This is a genomic window from Microbacterium sp. 13-71-7 (genome assembly GCF_002257455.1).
Lineage (GTDB): Bacteria > Actinomycetota > Actinomycetes > Actinomycetales > Microbacteriaceae > Microbacterium.
On sequence record NZ_NCKN01000002.1, the window covers coordinates 6,691 to 22,947 of the forward strand.

At 72.5% G+C, this 16,257-nt stretch carries 18 protein-coding genes (1 of these 18 only partly in view); 7 read left to right on the forward strand and 11 right to left on the reverse strand.

Annotated features, from left to right (window positions below; genetic code table 11):
- The 4 genes from B7X32_RS21015 to B7X32_RS00305 all read left to right on the forward strand — a co-directional run.
- Positions 1 to 767, forward strand: partial view of a response regulator gene (locus B7X32_RS21015; protein WP_366246925.1) — the 3' end only. The gene continues 1,315 nt to the left of window position 1, outside the view; only the last 767 of its 2,082 coding nucleotides appear in the window; its start codon lies beyond the left edge, outside the window; the stop codon is at positions 765 to 767.
- Between the two features lie 22 nt (positions 768 to 789).
- Positions 790 to 1,395, forward strand: coding sequence for a dCTP deaminase (dcd, locus tag B7X32_RS00295; RefSeq protein ID WP_233311902.1), 606 nt, complete (start codon positions 790 to 792; stop codon positions 1,393 to 1,395).
- A gap of 1 nt (position 1,396) precedes the next feature.
- Positions 1,397 to 1,627 (forward strand): hypothetical protein, encoded by a 231-nt coding sequence (locus B7X32_RS00300; RefSeq protein ID WP_292714291.1) that lies wholly within the window; start codon positions 1,397 to 1,399, stop codon positions 1,625 to 1,627.
- A 225-nt stretch (positions 1,628 to 1,852) separates the two neighbouring features.
- The gene (locus B7X32_RS00305) at positions 1,853 to 3,064 is read left to right on the forward strand and encodes an MFS transporter (RefSeq protein ID WP_292714294.1); all 1,212 of its coding nucleotides are present in this window, start codon (positions 1,853 to 1,855) and stop codon (positions 3,062 to 3,064) included.
- 128 nt (positions 3,065 to 3,192) lie between these two features.
- Here B7X32_RS00305 and B7X32_RS00310 read toward each other — a convergent pair whose 3' ends face one another.
- Both B7X32_RS00310 and B7X32_RS00315 read right to left on the reverse strand, forming a co-directional pair.
- Positions 3,193 to 4,110: an AraC family transcriptional regulator gene (locus B7X32_RS00310; protein WP_292714296.1), complete on the reverse strand. Its 918-nt coding sequence runs from the start codon at positions 4,108 to 4,110 to the stop codon at positions 3,193 to 3,195.
- A 106-nt stretch (positions 4,111 to 4,216) separates the two neighbouring features.
- Positions 4,217 to 4,966: a hypothetical protein gene (locus tag B7X32_RS00315; protein ID WP_292714299.1), complete on the reverse strand. Its 750-nt coding sequence runs from the start codon at positions 4,964 to 4,966 to the stop codon at positions 4,217 to 4,219.
- A gap of 150 nt (positions 4,967 to 5,116) precedes the next feature.
- On the opposite strand from B7X32_RS00315, the gene B7X32_RS00320 reads away from it, so the two are divergent.
- Complete coding sequence (locus tag B7X32_RS00320) at positions 5,117 to 5,707, forward strand: MarR family winged helix-turn-helix transcriptional regulator (protein WP_292714302.1); 591 nt, start codon at positions 5,117 to 5,119, stop codon at positions 5,705 to 5,707.
- A gap of 16 nt (positions 5,708 to 5,723) precedes the next feature.
- Here B7X32_RS00320 and B7X32_RS00325 read toward each other — a convergent pair whose 3' ends face one another.
- Positions 5,724 to 6,692 (reverse strand): alpha/beta hydrolase, encoded by a 969-nt coding sequence (locus B7X32_RS00325; RefSeq protein WP_292714304.1) that lies wholly within the window; start codon positions 6,690 to 6,692, stop codon positions 5,724 to 5,726.
- A 73-nt stretch (positions 6,693 to 6,765) separates the two neighbouring features.
- On the opposite strand from B7X32_RS00325, the gene B7X32_RS00330 reads away from it, so the two are divergent.
- A complete protein-coding gene (locus B7X32_RS00330; RefSeq protein WP_292714307.1) occupies positions 6,766 to 7,455 on the forward strand; it encodes a TetR/AcrR family transcriptional regulator in 690 nt (229 codons plus the stop codon).
- A 51-nt stretch (positions 7,456 to 7,506) separates the two neighbouring features.
- Here B7X32_RS00330 and B7X32_RS00335 read toward each other — a convergent pair whose 3' ends face one another.
- Positions 7,507 to 8,922, reverse strand: a complete 1,416-nt coding sequence (locus B7X32_RS00335; RefSeq protein ID WP_292714310.1) for an MFS transporter — start codon at positions 8,920 to 8,922, stop codon at positions 7,507 to 7,509.
- A 103-nt stretch (positions 8,923 to 9,025) separates the two neighbouring features.
- Here B7X32_RS00335 and B7X32_RS00340 point away from each other — a divergent pair, with 103 nt between their 5' ends.
- Entirely contained in the window at positions 9,026 to 9,577 is a 552-nt protein-coding gene (locus tag B7X32_RS00340; RefSeq protein ID WP_292714313.1) for a hypothetical protein, read from the forward strand.
- Positions 9,578 to 9,724: 147 nt separating this feature from the next.
- Here B7X32_RS00340 and B7X32_RS00345 read toward each other — a convergent pair whose 3' ends face one another.
- Genes B7X32_RS00345 through B7X32_RS00375 form a run of 7 tightly spaced genes read right to left on the reverse strand, consistent with a single transcriptional unit; the run spans position 9,725 to position 16,169 of the window.
- Positions 9,725 to 10,651, reverse strand: coding sequence for an NAD(P)/FAD-dependent oxidoreductase (locus B7X32_RS00345; RefSeq protein ID WP_292714316.1), 927 nt, complete (start codon positions 10,649 to 10,651; stop codon positions 9,725 to 9,727).
- Complete coding sequence (gene fdxA, locus B7X32_RS00350; protein ID WP_292714319.1) at positions 10,644 to 10,973, reverse strand: ferredoxin; 330 nt, start codon at positions 10,971 to 10,973, stop codon at positions 10,644 to 10,646. Before fdxA ends, B7X32_RS00345 begins: the two co-directional genes overlap by 8 nt.
- Positions 10,970 to 12,436 carry an FAD-dependent oxidoreductase gene (locus tag B7X32_RS00355; protein WP_292714321.1) on the reverse strand — a complete coding sequence of 489 codons (1,467 nt, stop codon included), beginning with the start codon at positions 12,434 to 12,436 and terminating at the stop codon, positions 10,970 to 10,972. Before B7X32_RS00355 ends, fdxA begins: the two co-directional genes overlap by 4 nt.
- Positions 12,433 to 13,326 carry a uroporphyrinogen-III C-methyltransferase gene (gene cobA, locus B7X32_RS00360; RefSeq protein ID WP_292714324.1) on the reverse strand — a complete coding sequence of 298 codons (894 nt, stop codon included), beginning with the start codon at positions 13,324 to 13,326 and terminating at the stop codon, positions 12,433 to 12,435. Before cobA ends, B7X32_RS00355 begins: the two co-directional genes overlap by 4 nt.
- Positions 13,326 to 14,309, reverse strand: coding sequence for an ABC transporter permease (locus B7X32_RS00365; protein WP_292714327.1), 984 nt, complete (start codon positions 14,307 to 14,309; stop codon positions 13,326 to 13,328). Before B7X32_RS00365 ends, cobA begins: the two co-directional genes overlap by 1 nt.
- Positions 14,299 to 15,099: an ABC transporter ATP-binding protein gene (locus B7X32_RS00370; protein ID WP_292714331.1), complete on the reverse strand. Its 801-nt coding sequence runs from the start codon at positions 15,097 to 15,099 to the stop codon at positions 14,299 to 14,301. The genes B7X32_RS00365 and B7X32_RS00370 overlap by 11 nt, the downstream gene beginning before the upstream one ends.
- Positions 15,096 to 16,169, reverse strand: coding sequence for an ABC transporter substrate-binding protein (locus tag B7X32_RS00375; RefSeq protein WP_292714334.1), 1,074 nt, complete (start codon positions 16,167 to 16,169; stop codon positions 15,096 to 15,098). The genes B7X32_RS00370 and B7X32_RS00375 overlap by 4 nt, the downstream gene beginning before the upstream one ends.
- Positions 16,170 to 16,257 lie beyond the last annotated feature (88 nt).

The following is a 16,257-nucleotide window of genomic DNA, read 5'->3' on the forward strand; positions in this document are numbered from 1 at the left end:
GGAACGCTCGACGCGGGACCGTCCGGCGCACGCGGCTGGGCCGTGCGCCTCGCCCTTCCCCGGAGCGCGTCGTGACGGCCGTGCGCGTGCTCATCGCCGACGACCAGGCCCTGATCCGCGCCGGTCTCGCGATGGTGCTGGGCGCGCAGCCGGACATCGAGGTGGTCGGCGAGGCGCAGGACGGCATCGAGGCCGTGGCCCTCGCGAAGGTGCACCGGCCCGATGTCGTGCTGATGGACGTGCAGATGCCCCGCATGGACGGCCTCGAGGCGACGAGGGAGCTCGTCGCCTCCGGCAGCGGCATCAGGGTGCTCGTGCTCACGACCTTCGACCTGGACGCCTACGCGTTCGGCGCGATCGACGCCGGAGCCAGCGGCTTCCTGCTCAAGGACTCGGATGCCGACGACATCGTCGCCGCGATCCGCGCGGTGGCCGCAGGCGACGCCGTGCTCGCGCCGCGGGTCACGTCGGAGCTGCTGCGGCGCTTCGGCGCGCTCGCCCGCGCCGCGGAGGATCCGGGCCGCCGCGCGAGGGAGGACGACCGCCGCGCCGCCGCCGCCCGGCTGCAGGTGCTCACCGACCGGGAGCGCGAGGTCTTCGACGCCCTCGTGCAGGGGCTGTCCAACGCCGAGATCGCGGAGAAGCTCTGGCTCAGCGAGTCGACCGTCAAGACCCACGTCGGCCGGGTGCTGCAGAAGCTCGGCATGCGGGACAGGGTGCTGGCGGTCGTGTTCGCGTACCGCAACGGTCTGACCGATCCGCAGTGACGGCAGCGACTACGCTGAAACCGTGCTGCTGAGCGACAGGGATATCAGGGCGGGGCTCGACGCGGGGCGGATCGGACTGGATCCGCTCGAACCGTCGATGATCCAGCCGTCGAGCATCGATGTGCGGCTGGACCGCTACTTCCGGCTGTTCGACAACCACAAGTACCCCTTCATCGACCCGGGGGAGGACCAGCCCGAGCTGACCCGGCTGATCGAGGTCGAGCCGGACGAGCCGTTCGTCCTGCATCCGGGGGAGTTCGCGCTCGGTGCGACGTTCGAGCAGGTGTCGCTCTCGGACGACGTCGCCGCCCGCCTCGAGGGCAAGTCGTCGCTGGGCCGTCTCGGGCTCATCACGCACTCCACGGCCGGCTTCATCGACCCCGGCTTCACCGGGCACGTCACGCTCGAGCTCGCGAACGTCGCGACCCTGCCGATCAAGCTCTGGCCCGGCATGAAGATCGGTCAGCTGTGCTTCTTCCAGCTGTCCTCCCCGGCGGAGAACCCCTACGGATCCGGTCCGTACGGCAACCGCTACCAGGGGCAGCGCGGCCCGACCGCCTCGCGCTCCTTCCAGAACTTCCACCGCACCGACGTCGGCGTCACCGACGCGGGATCCACCGGAGGTTGACATGACCGCGGACGAGACGGATCCGAGCCAGGACGAGCAGTCCGCACCGAAGCCGTCCGCCGCGCCCGAGCCCGAAGGCTCTGTCACGGACCGGTTCCTGAGCGAGCTGGGCGAGGCGGAGGCCGCCCCCGTGCCGGTGGAGACCGAGGGGCTGGCCGACATCCTGGCCGACCCCGAGATCGCCCCGGCCGAGGTCGCGGCGGGGCTCCCGCCGGTGCTGCCGCTCGTCTGACGGCGCGGTCCACCCGCGACACATGCACGATCCGGTGACACCTGCACGACGCATCCGCCGGATCCCTCGTGCAACTGTCACGGGATCGTGCAGATGTCGCAGGATCGGCGATCGGGCCGCGGGCCACGCGCTGCGCGAGCCGGTCCTGATCCGATCCGGACGATCGGTCGGATCCGCCGGACGCATGGTCGGGCGCGCGCGGGGCCGGTGCGGAAGGCTGGAGGCATGACCACGACCGCCCCCGTTCCCACGATCGAGGCCGCCCCGCGCCGGCTGAACTATGGCGCGCTGCTCGCCATGATGGCGACCGCGTTCCTGCTCGTCACCGCGGAGTTCCTCCCCGGTGGTCTGCTCACCGACATCGCGGCGGAGATCGGGGTCACTCCCGGTCAGGCCGGCCAGATGGTCACGGTGACGGCGCTCGCGGGGCTCATCGTGGCGCCGACCATCGGCCTCATGCTGCCCCGCCTGGACCGCCGCTCGCTGCTGGTGTGGATGGCGATCGGCGCGGCGGTCTCGAATCTGATCGTCGCGGTCGCGCCGAACCTGCCGCTGCTGCTCGTCGCGCGCGTGCTGCTGGGCGCCGCACTGAGCGGCTTCTGGTCGATGTCGGTGACGGTGGCGGCGCGGATCGCCGGGCCGGAGCGCCTGGGCCGGGCGATGATGTTCAACTCGGCCGGCGTCTCGCTCGCGACAGTGGCGGGTGTGCCGGCGGGCGTGCTGCTCAGTCAGGTGCTCGACTGGCGCGGGGTGTTCGGGATCGCCGCAACGGCCAGCGTCGTCCTCGCGGTCCTTCTGCGGATCCTGCTCCCGAGCGTGCCCGCAGAGGGGACCGCGCGGTTGTCGACCCTGCTCGAGACGTTCCGTCGTCGCGGCATCGGTCTGGGCGTGGTCGGCCATGTGCTCGTCGTGCTCGGACACTTCATCGCCTACACGTACATCCGGGTCGCCCTCGAGCGGGTCCACGAGGGCGGCGCCCCCATCACCGAGGGAACGATCATCCTGCTGCTCGCGCTGTTCGGCATCGGCGGCTTCATCGGCAACATCGCGATCGGCGTCATCGTCGACCGCAGCTACCGGACGCTCGCCGTGATCACCCCGCTCGTGATCGCCGGGGTGGTGCTGCTGATGAACGTGATGGTCGGATCCCTGTGGGCGATCGGCGTCGTCGCCTTCGTCTGGGGCTTCTTCTTCGCCTCGTGGCTGCTGATCGTGAACACCTGGATCGGGCACCGCATGCCGGACCGGCTCGAGGCGGGCGGGAGCCTGGTGGTCATGGGGTTCCAGGCCGCGATCATGATCGCGGCGGGCATCGGCGGACTGCTGGTGGACGGCATCGGCATCGGTCAGGTCTACGTGATCGGCGCGGCCGTGCTCGTCGTCGGTGCGGTGCTGTTCGGGTTCTCGAGCCGGATCAGCGCCCGCGCGGATCGCTGATCGGACCGGCGGCCTCGCAACTCTGAAGGACGATGGCGACTCTGCAGGAGTATTCGGACGGATCCATCCTCGGAAGTCGCCATCGTCCTTCACGGTCGAGGCGAGGATCCGGCCGGATCGGCGCGTCGTCAGGCGGTGCGGGCCTCGCGCCAGGCCGACGGGGTCTGTCCGGTGCGGCGGCGGAACGCGCGGCTGAAGCCCTCGTCGGAGCTGTAGCCGAGGTCGCGGGAGATCTCGCTCACGAGGCAGCCCAGCACGAGCCGGTCCTGGGCGGCGCGGATGCGCACCTCGGTCACGTAGCTGGCGGGAGAGGTGCCGAAGGCGGCGCGGAAGCGTTCGGCGAACACGGTCCGCGACATCGCGCCGACGCTGGCGAGGCCCTCGACGCTCCAGTCGTTGCCCGGTGCGGCGTGGATCGCCTCGATCACCTTCTCCAGGAAGGGATCGCTCGTCCGGGCGGGCCAGCCCGCGGGGGCGCAGCCGTGCGCGGCCCAGGCGCGGATCACCGATGCCAGCACGGTATTCGCCATCATGCGGCAGATCACGGCGTCGCCGTCGCGGCTCGCGTCCTCGAGGGCTGCGGCGTCCACGGGCAGCGCGGTCAGATCGAGCCCGACCTGGGACGCCAGCGCGGCCGCGGCCGGCTCGTGGTGGGCGAAGTCACGGACGAGAGCGACGTCCGGCAGCGCGTTCGCGACGTGTGCGGCGTGCGCGACGAGCGTGAGGGTCGACACGAGGATCCGGGTTCCGGGATCCGTCTTCACCGACATCGGCACCCGGCCCGGCGTCAGCATGGCGTCGCCCTGGGAGAGCGTCATGGGCTTGTCGCCGCAGCGGGTGTGCACGACGCCCTCGATGACGTAGACGATCGAGAGGGCGTCCCGATCGAGCGCGATGGTCTCGGCCGGATCCGGCGCGATGCGCACCTGTCGTCGCAGCCGGACGTCGACCGCCGACAAGAGAGCCTCGACCGCGCCGCCGGTCTCGGCGACCGCGCCCGCGGCCGCGATGCCGGACGGCATCGGGTCGGGGGCGAGGAGCGTCATGTGAAGGGGAAACCGCTTCCGCGGGGAGTGTATTCCGCCGCCTGCCCGGGAGACGGGTCCGGCCCCTGCCGCGGATCGCGGGCAGGGGCCGGATGACGTCTGCGGATCAGCCGTTGCGACGGCCGTCGTGCAGGTGGATGTGGATGTGCTCCGCCGGGTGCCGGTGCCCGCCCCGCCGGCCGAGACCGCGAGGGTGCTCCCCGTGACCGTGGGCGCCGTGCCGGTGCTCGCGGTGCAGCCACTCGCGGCCGAAGCCGGGGTGCTCGGCGAAGCGGTCGTGATCGAAGCCGCCTCGGAATCCGGCCTCGTGACCGGGGTGCTCGCCGTGGCGCGGGGCGAAGCCGCGGTGCTCGTCGAAGCCGTGGCGCGGGCCGAAGCCGCGGTGGTGGCCGCGATGACCATGACCGTCGCGGCGCGGTGCGCCTGCGCGACGGGGGAGGCGCTTGCCCTCCTCGTAGCCGAGGCCGCGGGCGAGCTTCTCGAGCGAGGCCGCCATCGCGGCGAACTCCTCGGGATCGAGGGCGCCGGCGACCTGCGCGCGGATCTCCTCGACGGCGGCGGTCAGGCGCGCCTTCGCGGCGGCGCCTTCTGCGGTGAGCGTCCAGCCGTCCGGGCCGGGCTCGACCCAGCCGAGGGCGGCCAGGTGGTGCACCTTCCCGTCCGGGAGATCCCGGCCGAGCGGCACGGTGCCGTCGACGGCGTTGAGGATCCGCCAGTCGCGGCGGGTGATCCCCTCGTCCTCGAAGGCGGTGGCGAACTCGGCCGCCAGCAGGCGGTCGACGGCGGTGACCCAGAAGCCGAACGGGCGGCTCTGGTCGGCGGGCGTGTTCTCTGGGGTGTTGTCTGTGCTGTTCATGCGAAGTCCTTCAGGTATCGGGGCGATGACGGCGGCTCGTCGCGGTGGCGGCCGTCTCTCCGAGTCCTGCTCGGATTCATGTCATCTGCCATGTACATGCAGTGTGACATGCAATTGGGATCCATGTCAAGTCGCATGTAAAATCGGAGCATGCCTCACGATGCCGAGAACCCGGATCCGCTCGACGCGATCGTCGCCGCGCTCGGCCTGCTGCGCGGTCGGGGGCCGCGCCCGCCCCGTGAACACCGCCACGGGATGCACGACGGAGATCCGCGGCATGGGGAGGGGTTCCGCGGGCACGGCGGACTGCACGGTGAGCACGGCGATCATGGTGCGCACGGGGGTCCGCACGCGGATCCGCGCGCACGCGGTGCTGGGCCTTGGAGCGGCGGGCCCTGGGGTGGCGGGCGCGGCGAGGCGCCCGCGCGCCTGCGGATGCTCGAAGCGCTGGCCGCGGGGCCGCTCAGCGTCAGCGCGCTGGGTGAGGCGATCGGCGTGGATCAGCCGCGCGCCTCGCGCCTGGTGCAGCAGGGCGTCGAGCGGGGCTGGCTGAGCCGCGAAGCGGATCCGGACGACGCCCGCCGCACGCGGATCGTGCTCACCGACGAGGGGCGGCGGATGGGGCGCGGCGTCCGCGGCGACCGGCGCGAGGCGCTGCGCGGCGCGATGTCGGCGCTGACCGCCGAGGAACAGGCCGAGTTCGCCCGCCTGCTCGCCAAGGTCGCCGCGAACTGGCGCTGACCGGCGCGGCCGCCGCTCATGGCGCGGCGATGACCTGCGCTTCGGCCGGGCGGTCGATGCGCGGCCCGGACTGCACGGCGCCGTCGCCGGCGGACTCGGTGCGCCCCTCCTCGTATTCGCGCGCCTCGAGGCCCGCGATCCCGGCGCCCGCGAACGCGACGACGGCGTCCAGGACCGGATCCGCCTGCAGCACGCGATTGTGTCCGAACCCGTCCGTGCGCAGCAGGTGCGAGCGGCCGGCGTGCGCGGCGTGCAGGCGCAGCGCGTCCGCGTCGGGCATGCGGCGGTCGGCGCGATCGTGCACCACGAGCAGCGCGGTGCCGGCCGGCAGCGGGTCCTGCACCGCGTCGTAGGCCGCGACGATGCCCTCCCGGTCGAGGCCGAAGCGCGCCCCGAACCGCTGCTCGAAGCGCGCGGCGACCGCGGGCTCGAGGCGCAGCGTGCGGGAGAACTCCGCGAGGAACGCGGCCGGCGCGGAGGCGCCGGCGACGACCGCGACACGGGGGGAGGGCACCGTCGTCCGCGCCGCGGTGAGTGCGGCCAGGCCGCCGAAGGAGTGGCCGACGATCGCGTGGAACGGGCCGTCGCTGCGCTGCAGCTGCTCTGCGGCGGTGATCCAGTCCCGGAGGTCGGTGCTCCGCCCCGCGGAGTCCCCGTGCGCCGGGGCGTCGAAGGAGACCACGCGGAAACCGTCCGCGACGAGCTCGCGCACGAGCGGGGCGAACTGCGAGGCGCGCCCCTGCCAGCCGTGCAGGAGCAGCACGGAGCGCTCGCCGCGCCCCCAGCGGTAGGCGACGATCTCGGATCCGCGGATCGGGATCCGCTCGCGCTGCGCGTCCCGATGCGTCGCGAGGTCGGCGTCGCGCACGGCCATGCGGGGCGTCGTCGTGAAGAACAATCGCAGGGCGAGGCGGCCGGCGAGGCGCGGCGACACGGCTCCGGCGGCGCGGATGCCGCCGAGGATCAGGCGGGCGGAGGCGGACATCGGTTCCCCTTCGGACAAAGAATACGAACGGTCATACGTAGAATAAGCGAACGATCGTTCGTACACTAGGGGCATGTCGGAAGTCGTCATTCACGAAGCGTCCGTCGCAGGGACCGGACAGGGCCGGGCATCGGACGGACGCCGCCTGCGCGGCGACGCCTCGCGGCGCACGGTGCTCGAGAGCGCGACCGACATCGCATCGGTGGACGGCCTGGACGGCCTCACGATCGGGCGGCTGGCGACGGCGTCCGGGCGGGGCAAGAGCAGTATCGCGACCCTGTTCCAGAGCAAGGAGGGGCTGCAGCTCGCGACGGTCGCCGCCGCACGAGAGGTCTTCACCGCGCTCATCGTCGAGCGGGCCCGTGTCGAGCCCCGCGGGGTGCGCCGGCTGTCTGCCCTGCTCCGCAACGCCCTGGACTACTCCCGCGACCGCGTCTTCACGGGCGGCTGCTTCTTCGCGGCGACCGCGGCCGACGTGGATTCCAAGCCCGGTCCGGTGCGCGATGCCGTGCGCACGGCCCTCGTGGACTGGTACGGGTACGTCGAGGCGCAGGTGCGGCACGCGATCGCGGCGGGAGAGCTCGACGCCGGAGCGGACGCCGAGCAGCTGGCGTTCGAGCTCGTGGCGCTGAACGAGGAGGCCAACTCGCGTTCGCTGCTCCTGCAGGACGAGCGCCCCTACGCCCTCGCGGCGCGGGCGATGCGCGATCGACTCCGCACGGCGGGGGCGGGGCCCGAGCTCCTGACCGCGCTCGGCGCCTAGGGATCCGCCGGGCGGAAGAGGCCCTCGAGTCCTGCTCGGCCGGGATCCGACCTATCGCGCGAGCCGGACGCTCCGCCGCGTCTCCGTGACCGGCAGGAGCAGCAGCAGGCCCACCAGCAGCACCGCGACGATGCCGAGGATGCCGAACTTGGTGTTCCCGGTCAGGATGATCAGCACAGTCCAGGCGCCCTGGGCGATCCAGCTCGCAGCGCGGCCGGTCGTGGCGTAGAGGCCGAAGACCTCGCCCTCGCGGCCGGCCGGGGTGACCCGGGCCAGGAACGAGCGCCCCGCGGACTGCGCCGGTCCGACGAACGCGCACAGGATCAGACCGCCGACCCAGTACGCGACCTGGCCGGTGTCGACCAGCGCGAACACCGCGATGCCGGACACGATCATGCAGGCGAGCGAGATGATGATGAGCCGCTTCGGGCCCCAGCGGTCGTCGAGGCGTCCGGCCAGGATCGTGGACACTCCGGCGATGAGGTTGGCCGCGACGCCGAAGATCACGAGCTCGATGAACTTGAAGCCGAAGACGGTGCTCGCGATCACCGCGCCGAAGGTGAACACGGCGCTCAGGCCGTCGCGGAAGACCGCGCTCGCGACGAGGAACCAGAACGTCGTGCGGGTGCTCGGGTTGCGGTAGAGGCCGATCACGTCCTTCACGAGCAGCACGTAGGAGGCGAAGAAGCCGACCTTCCGATCCGGACGGCCGAGCGACGGCTCCGGCACGTTCAGGAAGATCGGGATCGAGAACGCGATCGCCCATACTGCGCAGCCGACCGCGATGAGGCGGAACGGCAGCCCGCCGTCCGCGGAGAGCCCGAACCAGTCCGAGATGTAGAACACGATCACCAGGACGAGGGCGACGATGCCGCCCAGGTAGCCGAAGCCCCAGCCGAGGCCCGAGATCCGGCCGACCGTCTTCGGAGTCGCGATCGAGATGAGCATCGCGTTCGAGTTCACCGAGGCGATCTCGCTGAACACGACGCCGGCGGAGATCAGGGCGACCCCCAGCCAGAACAGCGACGGCGTCGGCGTGACGAACCAGAGCCCGAACATGCACAGGATCAGGGCGCCGGTGCCGATCCCGAGCCACAGCTTCTGCCGGCCTGCCGCGTCGGCGCGCTGCCCGAGCACGGGCGCGAGCAGCAGGATCGCGAAGCCGGCGATCGTGCCGCCGAGCCCCAGACCGCTCGTGAGCTCTGCGATCCCGGCGACCTTGGCCGGGTCCTTGTCCGCGAGAGAGGCGAGGCCCGCCGGCAGGAACGCGTCGGACGTCAGATACAGCGCCGTGAAGATGAAGGTCAGGATCACGGAGTGGAACGGCTGCGTCGCCCAGTCCCAGAGCGCCCAGGAGTAGATCTGCTTCTTCGGCGCCGGTTCCTCCCCGCGGAGGTCCAGGCCCACGACCGCGACGGCCCCGCTGTTGGCCGTCGCCTGGGGTTCGGGATGATCGCCGTTGCTCATGCAGGAAGTCTCGTGCGTGCCAGTGAACGAGAGGTAGCGGCGCGCCGGTGCGGGATCCGCGATCCACGACGCCGCGGTCGGTGACGCCCGGTAGCGTCGGGGGATGGTGCTGCCCGTCGTGCTCGTCGAGGGGGAGAGCGATCGGCTCGCCCTCCTCGCCGCCGCGCGCGTCCGCGGGGACGACCTCCGTGCGGACGTCGTCTCGCTCGGCGGGATCACGAACCTGCGCTCCTGGCTGGAGCGGCGGGATCCGACGGTGCCGGTGCGCGGACTCTACGACGCCGCCGAGCTGCGCTACGTGATCGGGGCGCTCATCGCCGGCGGACTGATGGCGGATGGCGAGACGGATCCGGCGGTCATCGCCCGGGCGGGGTTCTTCGGGTGCGAACGGGATCTCGAGGACGAGGTGATCCGCGCGGCCGGTCCCGAGCTCGTGCTGGAGACGCTGGCCGCCCGCGGCGAGCTGGCGCTGTTCCGGGTCTTCCAGGGGCAGCCGGCGCAGCGGGTCCGCTCGGTCGAGGCGCAGCTGCATCGCTTCGCCGGGACGGCGAGCGGCCGCAAGGCGCATTTCGCGGCCGACGTGGTGGCGGCTCTGTCTCCGGACCGGATCCCGGATCCGCTGACGGCCGTGCTCGACGCCGCCGTGCGCGGCTGAAGGTCAGGAGCTCTTCCGCGGGGGCGTCACCCGGGCCGTCCCGGGCCCGCCCCGCGGCGGTTCCCCATCGGCCGCGTCCCGCTTCCGGCTGCCGGGTGGGCCCAGGCTGACCGGAAGCGGGACATGGTGCGACCGAACCACGCCGGGTCAGTGCGCCGTCGCGACGCCGATCGAGTCGTGGATCATCACGGCGGCGACCCTGGCGCCGGCGCCCGCGGCGACGATGAGCTGCTGCGGGCCGGGGGAGGCGACGTCGCCGGCGGCGTAGAGGCCGGGGACGCTGGTGCGGCCGGCGCGATCCGCGGCGAGATGGCCGTGCGCGTCGAGATCGGGTGGCAGCGCGGGCAGGAAGGAGAGGTCGGTCTCCCACTCCGGGCGCACGAAGCCGCCCTCGACCGCGTGCTCGGATCCGTCGGCGAGGCGGATGCCGGTGAGCGCGCCGCGCTCGCCGTGCAGTTCCGCGATCGGGCTGCGCTCCACTCCGATGCCCGCAGCCGCGAGCTCGGCCTCCTCCGCGGCGTCGACCACGTCGGCGCCGTTCGTGAAGACCGTGAGGTCGCGGGTCCATCGGGCGATGAGCCGGGCGCGGGCGGCCAGGTCCGGCGTCTCGCCGATGAGGGCGAGTGCGCGGCCCTGCAGCTCCCAGGCGTCGCACGCCGCGCAGCTGAAGAGGCTCACGCCGTAGAAGCCGCGCAGATTCGGCACCTCGGGCAGCGTCTCGCGCAGCCCCGTGGCGAGCAGCACGCGGCGCGCCGTGACCCGCGCCTCGGGCGCGCGGCGGCCGATCTCGGCGACGAAACCGGATCCCTCGGCCTCGATCTGGAAGACGCGCTCCCTGGTGCGGATCGTGACCTGGGGGTAGGCGGCGAGCTCCTCGCGGGCGAGGCGCCGCAGCTCGTGCGGGGGGATCCCGTCGCGCGTGAGGAATCCGTGCGAGATGAGCGTCGCGGCGTTGCGCGGCCGGTCGGCGTCGACGACGAGCACGCGCGCGAGCGAGCGGGCCAGGTTCAGCGCGGCGGAGAGCCCGGCTGGCCCTCCGCCGACGATGAGCACGTCGTAGACGTCGTCAGTCATGGCCGTCGGCCTGAGGCGGGAGCGCGGCCACCAGCGGGTGGTCGAAGGCGTAGACGCCGACCTTGGCGGCGCCGCCGGGGGATCCGATCTCGTCGAAGAACTCGACGTTCGCCTTGTAGTAGTCGGTCCACTCGTCGGGGAGGTCGTCCTCGTAGTAGATCGCCTCGACGGGGCAGACGGGCTCGCAGGCGCCGCAGTCGACGCACTCGTCGGGGTGGATGTAGAGGGAGCGCTCGCCCTCGTAGATGCAGTCGACAGGGCACTCGTCGATGCATGCCCGGTCCTTCACATCCACGCAGGGCAGCGCGATCACGTACGTCATCGGGCGAGCGCTCCGCTGCGCGAGATCTCCACCTGCTCCTCGCGCGGCACGACCTTGACCCGCTCGCGGGTGTGCGTGTGCGCGGCGCCGAGGGCGCGCTCGTGCGCGTCGAGCTCGAGCCAGCCGTCCCACGTGGTCACCTCGACCTCGCGCTCGGCGAGGAGCTCCAGGACGTCGGCGGTCTCGGCGGGCGCCACGAGGCGGCCGGCCTCGGCGTCCTCCAGCAGGTTCGCGATGGTCTCCGTCGCATCGGACTTGGTGTGCCCGATGAGCCCGACGGGTCCGCGCTTGATCCAGCCCGTCGCGTACAGCCCCGGAACGCCGTCGACGCGGCCCGCCTCGTTCGGCACGACCCCGCGCTGCGCGTCGAAGGGGGCGTCGACGATCGGTGAGCCGAAGTAGCCGACGGCCCGGTACACGGCGGTGATCGGGTACTCGACGAACTCGCCGGTGCCCGAGACGGATCCGTCCTCGCGCGGCGCCGTGCGCTCGAAGCGCACCGACTCGACGCGGTCGGATCCGGCGATCTCCACGGGCGCGTGCCAGAAGTGCAGGTGCAGACGGCGGGTCGCCCCGGTGCTCTCGCCGCGGTTCTCCGGACGGTCCCGCCAGGCGTTCAGGGTCCGCAGCATGATCTTCAGCTGGTTGGTGGGTACGGCGGCCGGATCCACCCCCTCGAAGTCGGCGTCGTCGAGGATGATGTCGACGCCGGCGACCTCGCCCAGTTCGCGCAGCTCGATCGGGGTGAACTTGATGTCGGCGGGCCCGCGGCGGCCGAACACGTGCACGTCCGTGACGGCGGAGGCCTCGAGCCCCGCGAGCACGTTGTCGGGCACCTCGGTGCTGCGCAGATTCTCCGGCAGCTTGGCGAGGATGCGGGCGACGTCGAGCGCGACGTTGCCGTTGCCGATCACCGCGACCCGCTCGTCGACGAGCGGCCAGGTGCGAGGCACGTCGGGGTGGCCGTCGAACCAGGACACGAAGTCGGCGGCGCCGTAGGATCCGGGCAGGTCGACGCCGGGGATCCGCAGGGCGGCGTCGCGGATCGCACCGGTCGCGAGCACGACGGCGTGATAGCGGGCCTGCAGCTCGTCGAGGGACACGTCGCGGCCGATCTCGATGTTGCCGAGGAAGCGGATCACGCGGCGGTCGGCGCCGACGGCCTGGGCGTCGAGCATCTCGTGCAGCGAGTTCACGATGCCCTTGATGCGGGGGTGGTCGGGCGCGACGCCGTAGCGGATCAGGCCGTAGGGCGCGGGCAGCGATTCGAACAGGTCGATCTCGACCGCGTCGTACCCGAGGCCGCCGGCGGTGGTGTCGGCTGCGTCGGCGTCGGTGTCCTCGGGGCCGCGGCCGGCGCGGGCCGCCACGGCGTTCGCGAGGATGTTGCCGGCGTAGATGCCGGCCGGGCCGGCGCCGACGATCGCGACGCGGAGCGGGGCGGAGGGGTTCAGAGCGGTCACGGCTGCAGGGTCTTTCGGTCGGTTCGATCGGTGCGGTCGGCGCGATCAGTGCGGTCGGGTCGGGCGAAGTATGACCGCGAGACTCCATCTCCGCGACGAGACTGCACGCCAGAAGCGCTGTCTCGTCGCGGAGTTGGAGTCTCGCGGGTAAGGGAGGGGGAGGCGTGGGGGCTCAGGCGCACCACGTCGCCGACGACGACGACCGCGGGGTTGCGGACCTGGCGTGCTGCGGCGAGGGCGGCGATCGTGCCGAGCGTCCCGATCGTGACGCGCTCGCCGGATCCGTAGCCGTCCTCGACGATCGCGACGGGGCAGTCGGCCCCGCGGTCGCCGCCGGCGAGGACGCCGGCGGTGTGCGCGAGCGTTCCGATGCCCATGAGCAGCACGACCGTGTGGTCGGATCCGCCCGGCAGCTGCTCGATCGGATCGTGCGCGCTCGCGACGGTGAAGGCCGTGGCGACGCCGCGGTGCGTGAGCGGGATCCCGGCCACGGCGGGCACCGAGATCGCGCTCGTGATGCCAGGCACCACGCTGACGGCGATGCCCTCGGCCTCGCAGTACAGCGCCTCCTCGCGTCCGCGCCCGAGCACGAACGGATCCCCGCCCTTGAGACGCACGACCTCGCGCCCGGCACGGGCGTGCCGCACCAGGAGGGCGTTGATCTCGTTCTGCGGCACGGGGTGGTGCCCCGGGGTCTTGCCCACGTCGATCACCTCGGCGGGGAGGACGACGCCCTCGGCGGCGAGCTGGTCGAGCACGGCGCGCGCGCCGAGACGGTCGGCGACGATCACGTCGGCGCGCTCGAGCGCGCGCAATCCGCGGATCGTGAGCAGTCCGGCATCGCCGGGTCCTGCACCCACGAGGGTGACGGTTCCGTACTGCGTGCTCATCATGCGCCTCCGAGCAGAAGTCCGCGGCGGCGCAGCACGGCCCGCTCGAGCGGCGCGAACAGCACCAGCTCGATCAGGATGCCGATCGCCAGGATCAGGATGATGGTGGCCAGCACACCCGGGAGGTCGGCGAGCTGACGGGACTGATCGAGCATGGATCCGAGCCCGAAGCCGATGGATCCGCCGGTCGCGATGATCTCCGCGGCCATGAGCGAGCGCCAGGAGAACGCCCAGCCCTGCTTGAGCCCGGCGAGGTAGCCGGGAAGGGCCGCCGGCAGCACGATCGCCGTCGCGGCCTGCCAGCGGCTCGCGCCGAGCACGGTGCCCACGCGGCGCAGCTGGGGCTGCACCTGGTCGACGCCGGCGAGCAGGCCGTTCACGATCGAGGGGATCGCGCCCATCAGGATCACGAAGTACACGGTCGCATCGGACAGACGGAACCAGATGATCGCCGCGGGCACCCAGGCGACCGACGGCAGCACCTGCAGCCCGGAGATCAGCGGACCCGCCGCGCGGCGCAGCAGCTTCCACTCCGCGAGCAGCAGGCCGATCGGGGTGCCGACCACGATCGCGATGAGGAAGCCGAGGCCGCCGCGCTCCAGGCTCGTCAGCACGGCCTCCTGCAGGCGCCCCGCCTGCCAGGCGTCGCCCAGCGCGCCCAGCACCTGCAGCGGGCTCGGGGCCATGTCCGGCCGGGGCTGCGCCAGGACGACGTAGAGCTGCCAGGCCGCGAGCAGCACGACCAGCAGGACGACCGGCGGGAGGATCGCGCGCAGGCGCTCGCGAGTGCGGGATCCGGATCCGCTCTCGACGGTCTGCAGGCGATCGAGACCCGCCTCGAGGCGGGCGAGGTCGTCGTCCCGCTCCGTGCTGCGCGATCCCGCGAGGGCACCGCGTTTCGTCTCGGCCGGCGCCGGCGCGCCGTCCTCGCTCAACGACCCCGGGGGGACGGCGCTCGCGGAGGGGAAGGTGTCAAGAGGCATTGCGGCGGATCTCCTTCCGCAGCTCGACGGTGATCTCGGCGGCCAGCGCCGACACCTCGGGCGATTCGATCCTGCGGCCGCGGGTGCGGGTGACGCGCCATTCGCGCGAGATCCGGCCGGGGCGGCTGCCGAGCAGCACCACGCGCTCGCCGAGGCGGGCGGCCTCGCGGACGTTGTGCGTGACGAACACGATCGTGCGTCCGGTCTCGCGCCACACGTTCTCCAGCACCTCGTGCAGCAGGTCGCGGGTGATCGCGTCGAGCGCGGCGAAGGGCTCGTCCATGAGCAGCACCGGCCGGTCCTGGGCCAGGGCGCGGGCGAGCGCCACGCGCTGCCGCATGCCGCCGGAGAGCTCGTGCGGGCGCTTGTCCGCGGCGTCGGCGAGGTTCACGATCCCGAGCAGGCGCAGCGCCTCGGCCCGGCGCTCGGCGCGGGGCACTCCGCGCAGGCGCAGCGCGAGCTCGACGTTGCGCCGGGCGCTCAGCCACGGCATCAGGGCCGCGTCCTGGAACATCACGGCCGCACCCTCGTCGGGCGCGCTGAGCGAGCCGGAGGTCAGGGGTTCGAGGCCCGCGATGAGGTTGAGCAGGGTGGACTTGCCGCAGCCGCTCGCGCCGAGCAGGCAGACGAACTCCCCCGGCGCGATGTCGAGCGAGACGTCGTCGAGCACGACAGGGCCGGATCCGTACCGCTTGGTGACGTGCGCGAGGCGCACGGCCGGATCCACCGGATCCGGAGCGGGCAGGACAGGGGCGACCCCGTCGAAGCTCGGCGCGAGCGGAGCGGTCATTTCTTCGTTCCCAGCCCGCCGTCGCTCACGGTCTTCTCGCCGCGCTCCTTCAGGGCGGCGTTCAGCGCGGCGAGGTCGAACAGCCCCTCGATCGAGCCCTTCGTCTGCGTGCCCGCCGTGACGCCGTTCTTGACGAGGGTCGCGAACGCCTTCGCATTCGGATCCGCCGAGAACGACACGTTAGACAGGGACTTCGCCAGCACGGCATCGGCCAGGGGCTTGCCGGTGGCCTTCTGCAGCGCGGCGTTGACGACCCCGCCGAGCTCGGTCGGGTTCTTCGCGATCCAGTCGAGGGAGTCGAGGTGCCCGGCCACGAGTTCCTTCACGGCATCGGGGTGCTTGTCCGCGAAGTCCTTGCTCACGAGCAGCACCGTGGTGGGGAACTTCCCACCCGGCCAGAGGTCGCGCTCGTCCTGCAGCACGTGCGCGCCGGCCTCGACGACCAGGCGGGATGCCCACGGCTCGGGCAGCCAGGCGCCGTCGAGCTGCCCGTTCTTGAAGAGCGTCAGGGTCTGCGCGTTCTCGGTCGGGGTGATGTTCACATCGCCGCCGCCCGTGACGCTGGTCTTCAGCCCCTTCGAGTCCAGCCAGGTGCGCAGCGCGACGTCCTGGGTGTTGCCGAGCTGCGGCGAGGCGAGCGTCTTGCCCTTCAGATCCGCGGCGCTGTTGATCCCGTCGCGCACGACGAGCGACGCACCGCCGCTGGTGGCGCCCGCGATCACGCGCGCCGAGGCGCCGCCCGACTTGATGAACGTGTTGATCGCCGGGTTCGGGCCGATGTAGGCGGCGTCGATCGCGCCCGCGGAGAGCGCCTCGACGGCGGCCGGGCCGGCGTTGAACACCTCGGTGTGCAGCTTCGTGTCGCCGAGCTCCTTCTGCAGGAAGCCCTTCTCCACGCCCACCAGGGCCGGGGCGTGGGTGACCGTGGCGAAGTAGCCGAGGCGCAGCGTGTCGAGCTTCTCCGGCGTGGACGTCGGGGTCGCCGCCTGGGCGGAGGCGCAGCCGGCGAGCATCGCCATCGCGAGTCCGAGAGAGGTGAGGGCCGTGCTGATGCGGGTCTTGCGATTCACTGTCGCCTCCTTAGGCGTTCTTTGGTGGGGGGTCTTATCGGTCGTTGAGCGAGCGAAGCGAGACGAAACGCGGTGCTCTTGCGGGATC